The organism is Providencia sp. PROV109, assembly GCF_033681625.1.
Lineage (GTDB): Bacteria > Pseudomonadota > Gammaproteobacteria > Enterobacterales > Enterobacteriaceae > Providencia > Providencia hangzhouensis.
In genome coordinates this window covers 1,619,106-1,635,915 of the sequence record NZ_CP096320.1, presented here as the reverse complement: position 1 = coordinate 1,635,915, position 16,810 = coordinate 1,619,106, and the positions used below count along the sequence as shown (strand labels likewise).

General features: G+C 40.3%; 15 protein-coding genes. 7 read left to right on the top strand and 8 right to left on the bottom strand.

Translation table 11 applies throughout. From position 1 onward, the window contains the following. Position 1 precedes the first annotated feature (1 nt). From cydC to infA, 3 genes are all read left to right on the top strand, one after another. The gene (cydC, locus tag M1F25_RS07510; protein ID WP_181489544.1) at positions 2–1,744 is read left to right on the top strand and encodes a heme ABC transporter ATP-binding protein/permease CydC; all 1,743 of its coding nucleotides are present in this window, start codon (positions 2–4) and stop codon (positions 1,742–1,744) included. A 7-nt stretch (positions 1,745–1,751) separates the two neighbouring features. Then, positions 1,752–2,453, top strand: a complete 702-nt coding sequence (gene aat / locus M1F25_RS07505) for a leucyl/phenylalanyl-tRNA--protein transferase (RefSeq protein ID WP_004256353.1) — start codon at positions 1,752–1,754, stop codon at positions 2,451–2,453. Between the two features lie 141 nt (positions 2,454–2,594). Next, positions 2,595–2,813 (top strand): translation initiation factor IF-1, encoded by a 219-nt coding sequence (gene infA, locus M1F25_RS07500; RefSeq protein WP_004244560.1) that lies wholly within the window; start codon positions 2,595–2,597, stop codon positions 2,811–2,813. 60 nt (positions 2,814–2,873) lie between these two features. Here the strand turns inward: infA and clpA are convergent, their stop codons facing one another. Together clpA and clpS are read right to left on the bottom strand one after the other, a co-directional pair. Beyond that, positions 2,874–5,156 (bottom strand): ATP-dependent Clp protease ATP-binding subunit ClpA, encoded by a 2,283-nt coding sequence (clpA, locus tag M1F25_RS07495; RefSeq protein WP_004256354.1) that lies wholly within the window; start codon positions 5,154–5,156, stop codon positions 2,874–2,876. 31 nt (positions 5,157–5,187) lie between these two features. Continuing rightward, the gene (gene clpS, locus M1F25_RS07490) at positions 5,188–5,523 is read right to left on the bottom strand and encodes an ATP-dependent Clp protease adapter ClpS (protein WP_377145624.1); all 336 of its coding nucleotides are present in this window, start codon (positions 5,521–5,523) and stop codon (positions 5,188–5,190) included. Between the two features lie 378 nt (positions 5,524–5,901). Here clpS and cspD point away from each other — a divergent pair, with 378 nt between their 5' ends. Further along, a complete protein-coding gene (gene cspD, locus M1F25_RS07485; RefSeq protein WP_004256359.1) occupies positions 5,902–6,147 on the top strand; it encodes a cold shock domain-containing protein CspD in 246 nt (81 codons plus the stop codon). A 73-nt stretch (positions 6,148–6,220) separates the two neighbouring features. Here the strand turns inward: cspD and M1F25_RS07480 are convergent, their stop codons facing one another. The 5 genes from M1F25_RS07480 to M1F25_RS07460 all read right to left on the bottom strand — a co-directional run bounded on the left by M1F25_RS07480 (position 6,221) and on the right by M1F25_RS07460 (position 11,494). After that, positions 6,221–7,171: a DUF1177 domain-containing protein gene (locus M1F25_RS07480; RefSeq protein ID WP_181489543.1), complete on the bottom strand. Its 951-nt coding sequence runs from the start codon at positions 7,169–7,171 to the stop codon at positions 6,221–6,223. A gap of 251 nt (positions 7,172–7,422) precedes the next feature. Next, positions 7,423–8,175 (bottom strand): IclR family transcriptional regulator, encoded by a 753-nt coding sequence (locus M1F25_RS07475; RefSeq protein WP_172767347.1) that lies wholly within the window; start codon positions 8,173–8,175, stop codon positions 7,423–7,425. Next, positions 8,172–9,005: a nitrilase-related carbon-nitrogen hydrolase gene (locus M1F25_RS07470; RefSeq protein WP_004256366.1), complete on the bottom strand. Its 834-nt coding sequence runs from the start codon at positions 9,003–9,005 to the stop codon at positions 8,172–8,174. Before M1F25_RS07470 ends, M1F25_RS07475 begins: the two co-directional genes overlap by 4 nt. 10 nt (positions 9,006–9,015) lie before the next feature. Continuing rightward, the gene (locus M1F25_RS07465; protein ID WP_004256368.1) at positions 9,016–10,362 is read right to left on the bottom strand and encodes a purine-cytosine permease family protein; all 1,347 of its coding nucleotides are present in this window, start codon (positions 10,360–10,362) and stop codon (positions 9,016–9,018) included. A 436-nt stretch (positions 10,363–10,798) separates the two neighbouring features. Next, positions 10,799–11,494, bottom strand: coding sequence for a FadR/GntR family transcriptional regulator (locus M1F25_RS07460; RefSeq protein WP_036957917.1), 696 nt, complete (start codon positions 11,492–11,494; stop codon positions 10,799–10,801). 201 nt (positions 11,495–11,695) lie between these two features. Here M1F25_RS07460 and M1F25_RS07455 point away from each other — a divergent pair, with 201 nt between their 5' ends. The 3 genes from M1F25_RS07455 (at position 11,696) to M1F25_RS07445 (ending at position 14,801) form a co-directional block, all read left to right on the top strand. Beyond that, a complete protein-coding gene (locus M1F25_RS07455; RefSeq protein ID WP_094960666.1) occupies positions 11,696–12,379 on the top strand; it encodes an RraA family protein in 684 nt (227 codons plus the stop codon). A 65-nt stretch (positions 12,380–12,444) separates the two neighbouring features. Then, positions 12,445–13,707 (top strand): MFS transporter, encoded by a 1,263-nt coding sequence (locus M1F25_RS07450; RefSeq protein ID WP_094960665.1) that lies wholly within the window; start codon positions 12,445–12,447, stop codon positions 13,705–13,707. 29 nt (positions 13,708–13,736) lie between these two features. Further along, positions 13,737–14,801 carry a mannonate dehydratase gene (locus M1F25_RS07445; protein WP_181489542.1) on the top strand — a complete coding sequence of 355 codons (1,065 nt, stop codon included), beginning with the start codon at positions 13,737–13,739 and terminating at the stop codon, positions 14,799–14,801. Between the two features lie 63 nt (positions 14,802–14,864). On the opposite strand, the gene macB is transcribed toward M1F25_RS07445, so the two are convergent. Then, positions 14,865–16,808: a macrolide ABC transporter ATP-binding protein/permease MacB gene (gene macB, locus M1F25_RS07440; RefSeq protein ID WP_181489541.1), complete on the bottom strand. Its 1,944-nt coding sequence runs from the start codon at positions 16,806–16,808 to the stop codon at positions 14,865–14,867. Between the last annotated feature and the right edge of the window lie 2 nt (positions 16,809–16,810).

Sequence of the window (16,810 nt, the reverse complement as noted above, 5' to 3'; positions counted from 1 at the left end):
AATGAAAATTTTATTACCTTTCTTAGCCCTTTACCGCCGCCATTGGTTTTTAATTACATTAGGCATTATCTTGGCGATTGTGACCTTACTGGCAAGTATTGGCTTACTTACCCTTTCTGGTTGGTTTTTAGCCGGAACCGCCATTGCTGGTTTTCCGGGTCTTTACTATTTTAATTACATGTTACCCGCTGCGGGTGTCCGTGGTGCCGCTATTTTTCGTACCGCTGGCCGCTATGGAGAACGCCTAGTTAGCCACGATGCTACTTTTAAAGTACTTGCTCATTTACGGGTTTTTGCTTTTAGTAAAGTATTGCCCCTTTCGCCGGGTGGTATCAGTCGTTTTCGTCAAGGGGAGTTACTCAATCGTCTGGTCGCTGACGTAGAGACCCTAGATCACCTCTATTTGCGTGTTTTATCGCCGATCATTACTGCATTTTTTGTTACCTTTGTCCTTATTTTTGGTTTAAGTTATCTCGACCCTCGTCTTGCTTGGACACTGGGTGGCATCATGCTGTTCTTGCTATTTACAATGCCATTTATATTCTATCGTGCAGGAAAACCCATTGGCCGTGAGCTAACCGAATTACGTGGAAGTTATCGCACTATTTTAACCTCCGCACTGCAAGGACAAGCTGAGTTAACATTATTTGGCGCCACTGAACGTTTTCGCCAAAACTTGCTTAATATCGAAAATAAGTGGCAAGTGCGTCAACAACAGCAAGCGGCACTCACTGGGTTATCTCAAGCCATTATTTTATTTGCCTCTGGTGTTACAGCAACACTGCTTCTTTGGATGGCTGCCGACCATGTAGGAGGCGATACAAAACCGGGAGCACTGATTGCTTTATTTGTATTCTGTGCGCTAGCGGCTTTCGAAGCATTAGGCCCTGTTGCTGTTGCCTTCCAACATATGGGTCAAGTGATTGCATCTGCTACTCGCGTTTCCCAATTAATGACCGCAAAACCAGAGGTAACTTTCCCAAGTGAAAGCCCTTCAATCGCAACATTGGAAAATCTGACTGTCGATAATATTTCATTTACCTATCCAGAACAGCCATTTGCCGTTCTTCAAAATGTGTCTTTAACATTAAATAAAGGCCAACACCTTGCTTTATTAGGTAAAACAGGTTGTGGTAAATCCACTCTTCTGCAGTTATTAACCCGTGCTTGGGATGTTGATAGCGGAACCATCTACTTAAATGGCACGCCTATTAACGAATTTAGCGAAAAATCGTTACGTAATATGATGTCTGTAGTACCACAACGGGTTCATGTCTTTAGTGATACATTGCGCAATAATCTGTTGCTCGCCAATGAACAAGCGACGGATACCGAATTAAGCGAAGTATTACAGCAAGTTGGTCTAGGTAATTTATTAGAAAACGAATTAAAGCTTAATGCGTGGATGGGTGAAGGCGGCCGACAACTTTCTGGAGGGGAACAACGCCGCTTAGGTATTGCCCGTGCTTTATTACATAACACACCATTAATTCTAATGGATGAACCAACGGAAGGGCTTGATACACAAACTGAACAGCAGATTTTAGCACTGTTAAAAGAAAAATGTGCCGATAAGACGTTAATTGTCATTACTCACCGTATGCAGGGCTTAGAGGAAATGGATAACATTTGTGTGATGGACAATGGTAAAATCATCGAACAAGGTACCCATCAAGCGCTGTTAGGTATGCAAGGCCAGTATTATCAGTTCCGCCAGCGCCACTGGGCACAGCAACCGCTCTGAGGCGTATATGTACCAATTAGATGATGACTCCTATTTATTCCCTCCCGTGTCTGAAGCCATGCGGGAGCCCAATGGCTTATTAGCGATTGGCGGAGATCTTTCATCAAAAAGGCTGCAAGCTGCCTATTATGATGGTATCTTTCCTTGGTTTAATCCTGGAGAGATGCCTTTATGGTGGTCTCCGGACCCTAGAGCAGTACTCATGGTTGGTGAACTCCATATTAGCCGGTCAATGAAAAAAGTTTTAAAAAAGCAGACTTATCGCATTACTGTTAACCATGCATTCAAGCAAGTTATTGAAGCTTGTTCTGTACGCCAAGAAGGCACATGGATTTTACCCGAAGTTCAAGCTGGGTATTTAGCGCTACACCAAGCAGGTATGGCGCATTCCATTGAAGCTTGGTATGGCGATAAACTCGTTGGAGGCCTGTATGGCGTGAACATGGGGCACCTATTTTGTGGGGAATCTATGTTCAGTAGAATGAATGATGCATCCAAATTTGCTTTTATTACATTCTATTTTCATTTTTTGCGCTATAATGGGCAACTTTTTGATTGTCAGGTACTTAACCACCATACCGCCTCAATGGGCGCAAAAGAGATATCCCGTAGGGATTTTTTACATATTCTTTATCGGTGGCGTGACAAAGCGATTGACCCCGCCTGCTGGATACCGCAATCGATTGAAATACCGCCAATTTTCGATTAATGAATTTTGGTTTTACATTAATTTTATTCCTTCACTTAAAAATAAAGATCGCGTTAAAATGCGACACTTCTTTACTTAGTGCGGGTTTTTGGGCATTATCTTGCCCGTTAAAAATCACGGTTATTAAACTTAGAGGATTAGATGGCCAAAGAAGACAATATTGAAATGCAGGGCACAGTTTTAGATACCCTGCCAAACACAATGTTCCGTGTTGAACTGGAAAACGGTCACGTGGTGACTGCTCATATTTCTGGAAAAATGCGTAAAAACTATATCCGTATCCTGACAGGCGACAAGGTAACTGTAGAGTTAACACCTTATGACCTGAGCAAAGGCCGAATCATTTTCCGTAGCCGTTGATATTCTCTTCAGGCAAGGCCTGACAACCACAGGTGCATTGATACACCTGTGGTCTATTCGTCAGAATACCGCATCCTCCGGAGAGGCCTTGTGCACGCTACTGAAGCTGTATGTCAGTGTGTTACTTTTTTCATCAAGCCCGATACTTACAGAGCCACCATTGGTTAGTGAACCAAATAACAACTCGTTTGCTAATGGTTTTTTCAGGTTATCCTGAATGGTGCGAGCCATAGGTCGGGCACCCATCGCTTTATCATAACCTTTTTCACACAACCAGCGGCGAGCCGCGGCGCTAACTTCAATTGATACACCCTTTTCATCAAGCTGAACTTGTAATTCCACAATAAACTTATCAACGACTTGCGTAATAATTTCTGGAGTTAATGAGTTAAACCAAATGATACCATCAAGGCGGTTGCGAAATTCTGGTGAGAACGCCTTTTTGATTTCAGACATCGCATCAGTGCTATTATCTTGCTCAGCAAAACCAATAGAACGGCGCTGAGTTTCTTGCACCCCAGCGTTGGTTGTCATTACCACAACAACATTACGGAAATCCGCCTTACGACCGTTATTGTCTGTTAACGTTCCGTGGTCCATTACCTGTAAAAGAATATTAAACACATCTGGATGCGCTTTTTCGATTTCATCTAACAGCACCACTGAATGCGGATGTTTGATAACCGCATCGGTCAGTAAACCACCTTGGTCAAAGCCGACATAGCCAGGAGGCGCACCAATTAAGCGGCTAACCGTGTGGCGCTCCATATATTCAGACATATCAAATCGCAGCAATTTGATATCCAACGCTTTCGCTAACTGGACAGTCACTTCAGTTTTACCCACCCCTGTTGGACCGGCAAATAAGAAAGAACCCACAGGTTTATTTTCTAACCCTAAACCTGCCCGATTCATTTTGATTGCCTCAGACAATGAATCTATCGCTTTGTCTTGTCCAAACACTAACATTTTCAAACGAGAGTCGAGTGTCTTGAGTTTATCTTTATCGCTTGAGGAAACCGTTTTTTCAGGAATACGGGCGATACGCGCCACAACTGTTTCAATTTCAGGCACACCAATGGTTTTTTTACGCTTACTTGGTGCAACCAGTCGCGTTCGCGCCCCGGCCTCATCAATCACGTCAATGGCTTTATCTGGCAAATGCCTGTCGGTAATATATTTAATGGATAAATCCACCGCCGCTTGGATCGCTTTTGCGGTATAACGAACATCATGATGAGCTTCATACTTAGGCTTCAACCCATTGATGATACGAATTGTTTCTTCGGGAGTTGGTTCTACAATATCAATTTTCTGGAAACGACGAGCCAACGCTCTATCTTTCTCAAAAATACTGCCAAATTCTTGGTATGTTGTTGAACCAATAACACGAATTCGACCACTTGATAGCAACGGTTTAATTAAGTTCGCTGCGTCAACTTGCCCACCAGACGCGGCTCCTGCACCGATGATAGTGTGAATTTCATCAATAAATAAAATGCTCTTCGGATCTTTTTCCAGCATTTTTAATAATGCTTTGAAACGTTTCTCAAAGTCACCACGGTATTTGGTTCCAGCCAATAATGAACCAATATCTAATGAAAAAATTGTGCAGCCTTTCATTACGTCAGGTACATCATCTTGCTCAATACGCCATGCTAGCCCTTCAGCAATCGCGGTTTTACCGACACCTGACTCACCGACTAATAGTGGATTATTTTTACGACGGCGGCACAATACTTGAATCGTACGCTCTAATTCAGCCTGACGTCCAACCAGAGGGTCGATATTCCCTTTCTTGGCCTGCTGGTTCAAGTTGGTCGTAAAGTTGTCCATATGGTCTTCTGGGACCGGCTGCTCTTCGTTTTGCACACTATTAGAGGAGATATCTTGTTCTGATGACGACTCTTCGCCTTTTATCGTGCCATGAGAAATATAATTAACTACATCTAAACGGCTTACATCATGCTTGCGTAATAAGTACGCAGCTTGGGACTCTTGCTCACTAAAAATCGCGACCAATACGTTTGCACCGCTGACTTCGTTGCGCCCAGATGATTGCACATGAAAAACAGCGCGCTGTAATACACGCTGAAAACTCAGCGTAGGCTGGGTGTCTCTGCTATCATTTTCGGGTAACAAAGGTGTAGTTTGCGCGATGAAGTGTTCAAGTTCTTGACGTAATGCAACAAGATCAACCTTACAAGCATCTAAAGCTTCGCGAGCAGAGATATTACTCAGTAACGCTAGCAATAGGTGCTCTACAGTCATAAACTCATGGCGACTGTCTTTCGCTTTCGTAAAAGCTACGTTTAAACTAAGCTCCAGTTCTTGATTGAGCATAAGCACCTCCCAAAATTGATATTAAGCCAAATTAGACTTTCTCTATAGTGCAAAGCAAAGGGTACTCATGTTCACGAGCAAAAGTATTGACTTGCGCCGCTTTAGTTTCAGCAACCTCTGCAGTAAAAATTCCACAAACTCCCTTTCCTTGAATATGGACATCTAACATTATCTGTGTAGCGCGTTCTTCATCAAAAGAAAAGTATTTTTGTAACACTTCGACAACAAAATCCATCGGGGTGTAATCGTCATTATTTAATAGCACCTTATACATCGATGGTGGCTGTAAGGTTTGTTCTATTTCATCTTTAAAAATGACGTCAGTTTTAAATGTGCCCAGAAAATCACTCATTGCTTTCTTGCTCAGTGTTTAACTTCAATTTAAGCATAGTCTTTATTATCAACGATTTCTATCAATCATATTGATAACATCATAAAACTATACCATTTAGTTACTATGCTGTTTTTTGTCTATATTGCATCAAGCGACAGTGTATCATGGGAATCACCTTTGCTTCCATGGTTAGCAATCTGTGAGCCATATCAAATATTATAGAAAATGAGCGCTATTGATTAGCGAATTCTTAACACTTTCCAGCAATTCCTGAACCGTACCTCTTGACCTTAGAAGGTAATTTATTACAGTATATTTTACGAACAAATAACATCGTATTTATACTTATTTTGTATGTGTTTTTTATACATCGTTCTAAATGCAAATACTGGTAAATTTGAAGGATAAAATATGGAGACGGGTATCGTTAAGTGGTTCAATAACGCAAAAGGCTTTGGTTTTATTTGCCCGGCTGATGGCGGAGAAGATATTTTTGCTCATTATTCCTGTATCCAAATGGACGGTTACAGGACACTAAAAGCAGGCCAGAAAGTTCAATTTAGTGTGACTATTGGCCCAAAAGGTAATCATGCAGACCTCATTGTTCCTATTGAAAATGAGGATGTTCCAGACAACACAACAGAATCGAATTTATAGCTCACCAATAGAGCACAGTTAATTATTTTAATAACACTGACAACGCTAATAATTAACTGTGACTATTTATAAATTAATCATTTTTTGCTGCATTATTACCTGCTGTTTGCAGGTGTGACATATCACCATACAATGATGTCAATAAATCATATTGTTCAACATCATAAAACGCACATTGTTTTCCTGTGAATGCTTTAGCCACTTCTATCATAAATTTTACAGTAGCCGCAATATCAACCTCATGGCTAGCCCCTGTAGAGCAACCTGGTACTATCGTTTCTGAGCAAATAGCGACACCAACCACTGGTACAGATGTTGATACCGCAGGTTGTAATATACTGTTGATATGATGTAGACCATTACCATATGGCGTAATGTCTTGAATTGATAATGGAAATGTCACCGCTTTTTGGCCACTACTCCATTCCATCAAACGAATTAAATCCTCTGACACGGGTAAAATATAACCATTTTTTACTGTTGGAGACAGTGCATACCCTTTATGATTGAGTAAACGATTTCCCTTCGTGGTATCTACGGACAAAATAGCATCCGCTTCAGGGATCGCCTCATGTTGATTCATCGTGGCATCTTCAAGGGGCGAGTCCATAAAATCAACAGGTGTATGCGGACGTGTTGGCGCATTTGGGCAAATATGGGTCGTGACCACGACATCACCGAGTAACTGGTCACCCTTTTCATGCATTTGTGCCAGTTTAAGCGCTGCTGCAAGTGCGGCAATCGCACCATCTGCATCAGACACAACACCTATTCGAGAAGGCCTAGCACCAATTCCACCTAAACGCCCGATGATTCCCAGTGTTGGCGCATCTTTATGCTGTGATTTACCTTGTGTTCCTGGAATAAGAATGCGAACAAAGTCACTTTGTCCTTTGTGATCCTTAACCGTTTTAGACATGACTTCAATGTGTGGGAAATCTTGGAACAATGCAACAATGTCTTCACCTTTAACACTAGCGCAATCGATTAGATCATATACGCAAAGAGTTTGTTTTAGACTCATTGTACTTCCTTTAATTTTAATTATTTTTTATGAGAGTAAAGAGCTACTTTGAGATTAACTCGCATAGAATAGCGAGTTAATCTCATTTCACTCTAGATGGAATCTCACGTAATAGAGGTTCCATTTTTCCTGATGAAGGCGTATTCACGCACTTAAAATGCTAATAATATTAAATATTTATAATTCACTATTTACTTCAACTACTTACTTCAACTACTTACTACTTTTTGCTTTTATAACATGAAATAATCTCATGGCTTATTCATGCTTTTTTGCAACCAATACGGGTCACCCACCATACACCCAAGATAAGCGGCTTTATGACAAAGGCTCTTGGATAACTGCACCATAACCTCATCATTCATTTGTGCAGCAGGCAAACTTAAACACAAGGCATATAACGTATTTTGTGCAGGGTCGAACACCGTGCTGGATATGGAAGCGACTCCAGCAACGGATTCATCCATCGAAAATTCCCAGCCACGATCTGCCACTAAGTCCAAGCGCTCAACTAATTTACCCCGTTCTTCTTTTGGTTCACGGTCGATAATTTTTGACCGCTCATTTAGCGGTAACCTTGCTAATAGTGCACGCCCCGTTGACGTTCCCAGTATGGGTAAGCGGGTACCCGGTTGAGTGATCACTTGCAGCATGCTATTACCAAAACGTGCATGAACAACACGAACCATATCATCATCAAGTGCTGAGACATAACTGGTAAACCCGCTATCTTTCGCAAGTTCATCAAGTGCTTCAAGCATCATATCGATTAGCGGGTTCATCCCCCTAGCCCGATGAGCTAATTCCATAATCAGCAAACCAGGTCGATATATCGGTGCATTGTTTTTCTTTTCCAGCAATCCGAGTTCAGCCATTTGCTTTAAAAGACGGGAGGCCGAGCTTTTTGGCATACCTAATTCATTAACCAACGTTGTCACCGTCAGTTCATTACCTGAACGTAAGAACAATTGGTAAACATCAACCACGCTAGATAAAATACTCATGACCCTAAACCTTGGGTTAATACACTGTAGCTTTGTGGCTTTCTGTCTCTCAGATAAGGCACTTTTAAACGTGTATGGGCTTGGTTTAAAAAATCAACCTCACCGATTAATAGCTCTTCGCCCTCACAGCTCGCTTCACAAAGTACTTGGCCGCGAGGACCTAAAACCTTGCTACCACCAAATAAATGCAGATCTTCTTCATGACCCCAACGGTTCACTGCAAGTAAGTGGGTTCCATTTTCTAGTGCTCGACAGGCGCTATTAATATCCCACACATCTCGGTCTTGAACACACCAAGCTGAAGGGGCTAATAACAATTCCGCGCCTTGTAATGTTAAAATTCGTGCGACTTCTGGAAAACCCATGTCATAGCAAATCATGATACCGATTTTACCGATCGGCGTTTCAAACACAGGGAAACTATCACCTCGTCCAAACCATTGTTTTTCTATGCCGAAAGCATGAACTTTACGAAAAACACCACTAATACCCTCACACCCCGGGTTCCAAACACCGACAGAGTTATAGATATCGCCTAAATATTCACCGCGCTCAACAAAACCGCTAACAATAGTGATATTTAAACGAGTAGCAAGTTCGCTAAATAGCGTATAAGTTTCACTTCCGATGGAATCGCTTAAATCCCACAACTTAGTGGTCAGTAAGTCACCACGATAACCCGTTGTCGCCAGCTCAGGGAAACAAATCAGTTTTGCCCCTGAATCTGCGGCTTGTTGGCACAACTGTGCCATGCGTTGTAAATTATTGGTTTTATTGCCAAGTTCTGAATCAAACTGAGCCAGAGCAACTTTAACTTTTGTACCTGACATTGTTTAATCCTTAATCTAAATGAGAGACTTTGCGAAAGTGTACCGTTTCAACACCTCTCGCTTTCGCCTGCCAGCGCATGCCTATCCAATAAGCAACTGCACCAGTAATCAAAGAGTTAAGCGCTGGGATACCGTAGTCTGCATGCAGCGGACCTAACTCTGATGTCCCCCAGCCAACCAGTACTGCGATCACCCACACCACGAGTGTTACTGGGTTATATGCTTCACAACTCGGTGGTAATATGCCTTGCTCTCGAGTGATATCTAGTTCTTTGCGATCACGTTTTAACAAGTAATAGTCAACAACCATAATCCCTGCGACAGGAGGAATGGCTATTCCTAAGTAAATTAAGAAACCGATAAAGTTATCTAAGATCCCTAACATTGAAGCGATTGTGCCAAAGATACCAATCACCCACGTTAAATAACGACGGTCAAAACGCTTATTAAATATGGCATTTAACAGTGTTGAAAAACCTAACGATGATGAATACAAATTGATATCATTCATTTTTATTGTTGAGAAGATAACAATCGATGCACCTAATAGCCCTGTCAGCGCCATCATTAAATCAAATACTTGGCTTGTACGTAATGACAGCGCCATTAGTACCGCTATCATATTGACCAGTAACTCACCAAAAAATGTGCCGATAAGCGTCATCCAAAACACATCTTTAGGCCCTTTCATGAAACGGCTGATATCGGGTGTTGTCACTGCTGCAATAATAAAACCACCAGCAACCATTGTGATGGCCGCAGGCATAGTCATTAATGGCCCGGCGGGTTCAGTGTCATTAATAAGCGTACCAATATCTTGACCTGATAATAAATTATATGTCGCCCAGCCTAACGCGAATAAAAATAGCGGCGTTGAGATATTGGCAGTAATAGATAAAAATCGATACCCATATACTGTTATAACCGTCACCGCAATACCTGTAATAAGTGACCAAGTCCCTGGTGTTAGCACATTAGTCGCTTTATACATTCCATCCGCAAAGAAACCATTTTGGACGCCAAACCAGCCCATTAAGGAGATAGCAATTGCACCACCAATGAGTGCTGAGCCTAACTTACCAAAACCCGCCCACCGAGACAGTAGGCTGATTGACATTCCTTCGCGGCACGCAGCCGCTCCAAGCCCCCAGCTGACAACCTGTAAAATTACAGATCCAAGCATCGTTGCCCAAAACGCCTGCCAAAAAGTTAACCCATACCCAAGAGCCGCACCTAACATAACTTGTGAAACACAAGCTAGTGCGCCAATTCGTAGAATTAACACTTCATAGAACGGCCTACGAGCACTTTGGGGTACCCGAGCCAAAGAATAATCTTCACCTGCTTTATTCGCCATATCGCACCTGCTGTGTGGTTGTCTTTGCTTAGTTTTTTACTGGCTTTATTATAAGTTCCATTATATGGAACTAGGTTTCATTTATTCTACAAGGCAAATCATATCCATGATCGATACCAATTCGCAAGTAGAATTTATCTTTTCAGACAGTTTTTTATTATGAAATATTTTAAGAAACGAGGGAATATACAGACTGAAAAAAATATTATCGGGAAATGAAGGAGTTAAAAATAACGCATTTAATTAGCAGAATTTAATTGAGGAACTTGGTTCCGAAAAATGGGACTATCCCTAAATCAAATTATTTACAAGCAGATGATTCACATATTGATAATTGACCTTAAAGCTGAGTTACACAGAAAGTAGAGCGAAGGAATTTAGCTTATCCTTCGCCACTCAAAAATCTCACTAAGAAAAATTATTATGGGTGGCTGATCTAAAAACTATCCATGGTTAACTTAAAGTGAGTATCCATCTTTAACCCAGTTGCCACAAAGTCTTGTTTTTCAATTGACTCTAAAATATCAAAATGAATATCAATGATCTTTTTATGTTCATCATGGTTGTTTTGGTTTAATAAACCAGCTGAAATAGAACCACCTAATGCGCCTCTTAATGCTTTTAGCATCAATGCATATAACGGATTTTGTGACATTTCAGCTAATGTTAAGTGGAAATCAATATCACTCTCAATGAACAAATCCCAATCATTAGAACTCAACAAGGATTTCCTCATTTTATCTGCAATTTTTCTTAACTTGATATAATCATTTTTATTTCCATGCATTGCAGCCAACACTGCAGAATCAACTTCAATCGCACGTCGAAGGCCTAAGATTTGCTGATAATTAACCTGCTGAGTCACAATGGCATGGTTAAAAATAGTTTCTAACGGGTTTGAGTTAATTTTTTGTATTTTAGGTTTTTTGCCACTACTAATATCTAAAATACCTAATATAGAAAGGCTTTGAAAAGCCTCTCTAACCACCCCCCTGCTCACCCCTAAACGTTCAATAATCTCTTTTTCACTTGGTATTTCATCACCTGGATTTAGATTTGATTGAGATATTAAAGATAGAACATAGCTTCTAACTTGTTCTGAAAGTGTTTGTTTTTCAATTAAAGGATGCAATCTAACCCCCAAAATTAGCAATATCCATTTGATTTAAAATCAAAAAAATAATCTTCCTGTGATTAAAACAATAATAAAACTAGAGTCGTATCACAAAACCTATATTAACCCTCTTTTAATATTAAGGCTAGACTGTTAGCCTGTATGACAGGTTGACAGCTAAACAGTAAGATTAAGACCTTAGATACATAGGAATATGAAATGAATAAAGATAATGATTTGTTTGACAAGATTAAAAAGGAATTACCCGTAGCTCTTCTAGGGGATATTTTAGATGAAATAGGATTACACCATCAGTTCTTACCTCCTATACTCAAACCTTTATCTGAGGATATGAAGATTGTAGGTCGAGCAATGCCTGTACTAGAAGCTGATTACATGTTACCGCCTGACGTTACATCTAATGGGCCATTAGGAAATAAAGATTTCGGTATTATGTTTGAAGCACTAGATAGCTTAAAGGAAGGTGAAGTTTATATCGCTTCAGGTTCCTCGCATAATTACGCCCTGTGGGGTGGATTAATGTCGACAAGAGCTAAAAAACTTAACGCTGCGGGCGCTATTATTTATGGCTATTCAAGAGATAAGAGAGAAATACTAGAACTTGATTTCCCTGTATTTTCATTAGGTAGTTATGCTCAAGATCAAAAAATAAGAGGTAAAGTATTAGATTATCGAGTTCCAATCAAAATCAATAATATTTTAATTGAACCAGGTGATTTAATTGTTGCCGATGAAGAAGGCGTATTAATTATTCCTAAAAATGTAGAGTCTTACGTTATTGAACATGCATTTGAAAAACAAAAAATGGAGAATAAAGTACAAAAAGAAATAGCAAATGGAATGGGTGCTGTAGAAGCATATAATAAATTTGGCGTCATGTGATAAACATAAAATAGATATGTCTATTAAATTGAATAATAAACATATCATTATATCAAAGGTGATTTATGTTTAAAAAAATAAGATGGAATTTAGTTTTATTTATTTCTCTAGGAGGAATGATAAACTATATGGATCGCTCTGCATTTGCTATTGCAGCTCCTGTTTTTTCTAAAGATTTAAACTTAACACCAAGTGAAATGGGTATACTTTTCAGTAGTTTTTCTATTGGATATGCTTTATTTAATTTCATTGGCGGATACGCATCAGATAAATATGGTCCCAAAAAGGTTTTTGCCGTAAGTATGGCTCTTTGGTCTATCTTTTGCGGCATGATCGGGGTAACTGTTGGTTTTATCTCTATGCTTATTATCCGAACTTTATTTGGTGCAGCTGAAGGCCCCTTTGCAGCAACACTCAATAAAATGGTTAATAACTGGTTCCCTAAAAAAGAAGTTGCTACTGCTATAGGTATAGCAACTGCTGGTAATCCAATAGGTGGAGCTATTGCTGGCCCTATAATGGGAATATTAATAATTACAACTGGTTGGCGTGTTGCATTTTTTATACTTGCTGCAATAGGCTTTATATGGCTAATTGGGTGGTTAAAAATAGCTAAAGATAAACCGGAACAACATAAAAAAATATCAAAAGAAGAATTAGAATATATTTTATCTGACGATAATAATGTAGAATCAAAAACCACAAATACTATATCTAAACCATTATCTTTTTATATAAAGAGTCCGACTATATTAGCAACAACTCTTGCATTCTTCAGTTTGAATTATATTTTATTTTTCTTTTTATCATGGTTTCCGAGTTACTTATCTAATGTTCAAAATCTCAGTATAAAAGATATGAGTATAGTAAGTATTATACCTTGGCTATTAGGTGCTATTGGAATGGCTCTAGGGGGAATACTTTGTGACTTTGTTTTAAAGAAAACAAATAAACCATTATTCTCCAGAAAAATCGTGTTGGTTAGTTGTCTAGGAATATCGGCAATCCTTGTCTTTCTTGTCGGTAATGTTACTCGTGTTGAAAGTGCCGTAGCACTCATGGCATTCGGAATATTTTTCTTATATTTATCTGCTACAACCTATTGGGCAATTCTACAAGATACCGTTGCAAAAAATAATATTGGTGCAGTTGGTGGATTTGTACACGCAATGGCAAATGTTGCCGGAATTTTAGGCCCTATTATTACAGGCTATATCATTGAATGGTCTGGAATGTATAGCATCGCATTTTTTGTGGCAGGTGGAATCGGTATTGTTGGCGCAATCAGTGTCGCATTATATGTAAAACCACTAAATCTCACTAACTAAGAAATTTTCAAATTAAAAGGTTAATAATTATGAAACTAGGATTTGGTTTATATCGACATATGCTTAATGATGAACATTATGCTTTTGCAAAACAATGTGGAGCAACTCATATCGTTGTTCATATGGTCGACTACTTTAACAGTAATGAACGATTTTCACGTAGCGACCAGCCAATTGGCGATAATGATGGCTGGGGAACGGCTGTTGGTGATGTCTGGACAGTAGATGAACTAATAAAAATCCGTGACCGGATGCAAGAGTTTGGCTTAACATTTTATGCAATTGAAAATTTCGACCCTTGCCACTGGGATGATATTTTGTTTGACGGTCCTAAAAAATTAGAACAGCTTGAAGTCGTCAAAAACATTATTAGAAATGTAGGGAAAGCAGGTATTCCTGTCTTTGGATATAATTTCAGTCTGGCAGGAGTCGCAGGGCGAGTTATCGAAAACAAAGCACGAGGAGGTGCTCAAACTGTTGGTTTATCTGGCATCAACGAAGACATTCTAGAGCCAATGCCGGATAATATGGCATGGAATATGAAAATCAATAACCATAGTGCTGGTTATCGTCCTGAAACAACAACAGAGCAACTCTGGGAAAGGTTAACCTGGTTCTTAAACCATATTATCCCTGTCGCTGAAGAAGCAGGCGTTCGCCTAGCTGCTCATCCAGACGATCCTCCACTAGAGTTTGTCAGAGGTCAACCAAGGCTCGTCAATCAACCTCACTTATATCAAAAATTACTAGATATAAAACCAAGTAAATCAAATGCGCTAGAGTTTTGTCTTGGAACCATTGCCGAAATGTCTGAGGGCAACGTTTACAAAGCAGTACAACAATATGCAAGTCAAGATGCGATGGCATACGTCCATTTTAGGAACGTTAAAGGTAAAGTGCCACACTATCATGAAACCTTCATTGATGAGGGCGATATTGATATGTTGAAGGTATTAACAATATTAAAAGAAAATAATTATACAGGTGTATTAATCCCTGACCATACGCCACAAATGTCATGTGATGCGCCATGGCACGCAGGTATGGCTTATGCGATGGGATATATGCAAGCATTACTTAAAGTACTGAAATAATATATAAATAATGCTCCATGCACTATTTTGATAAATGTGCATGGAGAGCTTTATACGAACAATTTATTCCCTCGCCAACGCATCAATTGGGTTCAAGCGAGCTGCATTTCGAGCAGGTAAAAAACCAAAAATAATGCCAATGGCGGTTGAACAAACAAAGGCACTGACTAATGCCACCGGGTCAAAAGAAAAAGTCCAGCCTGGTAGTGCCATTTGAGCCAATAAACTAATCCCATACGATAGGCCAATCCCCATCAATCCGCCCATTAAACAGACTAGTACGGCTTCGATAAGAAATTGCTGCATCACATCGCTAGTCCTAGCCCCTACCGCCATGCGAATACCAATTTCTCGCGTCCTTTCGGTAACAGAAACCAGCATAATATTCATCACACCAATACCACCAACCACCAGCGAAATAACCGCGACTAATGTTAGAAACAGTTGCATAGTCTGGGTGGTTTTTTCCGCTGTTTTTACAAAAGTATCAAGGTTATAGGTGAAAATATCCTTTTTACCATGGCGCAACGTGAGTAAGCGGGTCAGTTGCTGTTCTACCGTTTTCGCATCGTAACCGTCTTTCACCCTAACAACAAAGCTCTCATAGTATGGACGGTTCAGAATTTTACTATTCACCGTAGTATCCGGTAACCAAACCGATAGCGACTTACTCGAACCAAAAGTCGATTTTTTCTCTTCAAGCACACCGATAATCGTTACAGGCATATTACCAATGAGCAAAGTTTCGCCAATAACATGTTCTTGTTTAGGGAAAAAGCGGCGTTTAGTATTGGCATCAATAACCACCACTTGTGCGCGCTTATCCACCATATCTTGCGTGAAACTCATACCTTCTGAAAATTTAGAGGCATAAACATTAAAATAATCCCGCCCAACACCAGTGAGCTGTGCCGAAGCGTCAACATTCCCTTTTCTTAAGCGTGTTGAGTGGTTGAGCTCGCCAGAAATCGCGTACACATAAGGCTGTTTTGCTAATGCATCAATATCTGAGGCTCTTAAGGACTGACGATTTTTTGCATCATCGTACCCAAAGTCTTCCCCTGGATAAATTGAAATGGTATTCGTCCCGATTGATTTTATATCATTAAGGACCATACCTTGAGCAGCATCACCGATCACCATTATTGATACCACCGACGCAATGCCAATGATAATCCCCAGCATAGTCAGCAATGTACGCATCTTATTAACGACCATGGCACGCCAAGCCATTAATAAGGCCTCACTAAACCGACCATACGCCTGAGCTAAAGAGAATTTTCGTGGGGGAGCTTTTGGTAATGAATTTGTTCGTTTCGTGGCTTTACTACCCGAGTCATTCAAAATCTCGCCATCTTTAATTTCGATAATACGTTCCGCTTGTTGAGCAATTTCAGGGTCATGCGTGACAATAATTACGGTATGCCCTTGGGCACAGAGGTCTTTTAAAATATTCATGACCTCTTCCCCCGAATGGCTATCCAGTGCTCCTGTTGGCTCATCTGCGAGAATTATCTGCCCACCATTCATAAGAGCGCGAGCAATACTCACGCGCTGTTGTTGCCCACCAGACAACTGACTTGGACGATAATCAACTCGCTCCCCTAACCCTAGACGCTGTAATAGCTGGGCTGCTCGCTCACGACGTTGGTTTTTACCCGCCCCTGCATACACCGCAGGCACCTCAACATTTTGTTCCGCACTTAAATGACTCAGTAAATGGTAACGTTGAAAAATAAAGCCAAAATGCTCTCGGCGCAGTTCTGCCAATTGGTCGTTATCTAACGTTGCAACGCTTTGACCATCAATGCAATAATTCCCTTCAGTTGGTTTATCTAAGCACCCAATAATATTCATGAGCGTGGATTTACCTGAACCAGAAGCACCAATAATCGCCACCATCTCACTTGCATTAATTTGCAGTGAAACATTTTTTAAGACCGTAACTTGGTTTTCGCCTTCCCCGTAGCGACGAGTGATCCCTTGAAGATCAATTAATGCAGACATAG

Coding starts and splice junctions, on each gene's coding strand:
- M1F25_RS07450 (WP_094960665.1), top strand. CDS start 12,445: ATGTTTAAAAAAATAAGATGGAATTTAGTTTTATTTATTTCTCTAGGA.
- cspD (WP_004256359.1), top strand. CDS start 5,902: ATGGAGACGGGTATCGTTAAGTGGTTCAATAACGCAAAAGGCTTTGGT.
- M1F25_RS07445 (WP_181489542.1), top strand. CDS start 13,737: ATGAAACTAGGATTTGGTTTATATCGACATATGCTTAATGATGAACAT.
- M1F25_RS07455 (WP_094960666.1), top strand. CDS start 11,696: ATGAATAAAGATAATGATTTGTTTGACAAGATTAAAAAGGAATTACCC.
- macB (WP_181489541.1), bottom strand. CDS start 16,808: ATGTCTGCATTAATTGATCTTCAAGGGATCACTCGTCGCTACGGGGAA.
- clpA (WP_004256354.1), bottom strand. CDS start 5,156: ATGCTCAATCAAGAACTGGAGCTTAGTTTAAACGTAGCTTTTACGAAA.
- M1F25_RS07470 (WP_004256366.1), bottom strand. CDS start 9,005: ATGTCAGGTACAAAAGTTAAAGTTGCTCTGGCTCAGTTTGATTCAGAA.
- M1F25_RS07475 (WP_172767347.1), bottom strand. CDS start 8,175: ATGAGTATTTTATCTAGCGTGGTTGATGTTTACCAATTGTTCTTACGT.
- cydC (WP_181489544.1), top strand. CDS start 2: ATGAAAATTTTATTACCTTTCTTAGCCCTTTACCGCCGCCATTGGTTT.
- aat (WP_004256353.1), top strand. CDS start 1,752: ATGTACCAATTAGATGATGACTCCTATTTATTCCCTCCCGTGTCTGAA.
- M1F25_RS07480 (WP_181489543.1), bottom strand. CDS start 7,171: ATGAGTCTAAAACAAACTCTTTGCGTATATGATCTAATCGATTGCGCT.
- M1F25_RS07465 (WP_004256368.1), bottom strand. CDS start 10,362: ATGGCGAATAAAGCAGGTGAAGATTATTCTTTGGCTCGGGTACCCCAA.
- infA (WP_004244560.1), top strand. CDS start 2,595: ATGGCCAAAGAAGACAATATTGAAATGCAGGGCACAGTTTTAGATACC.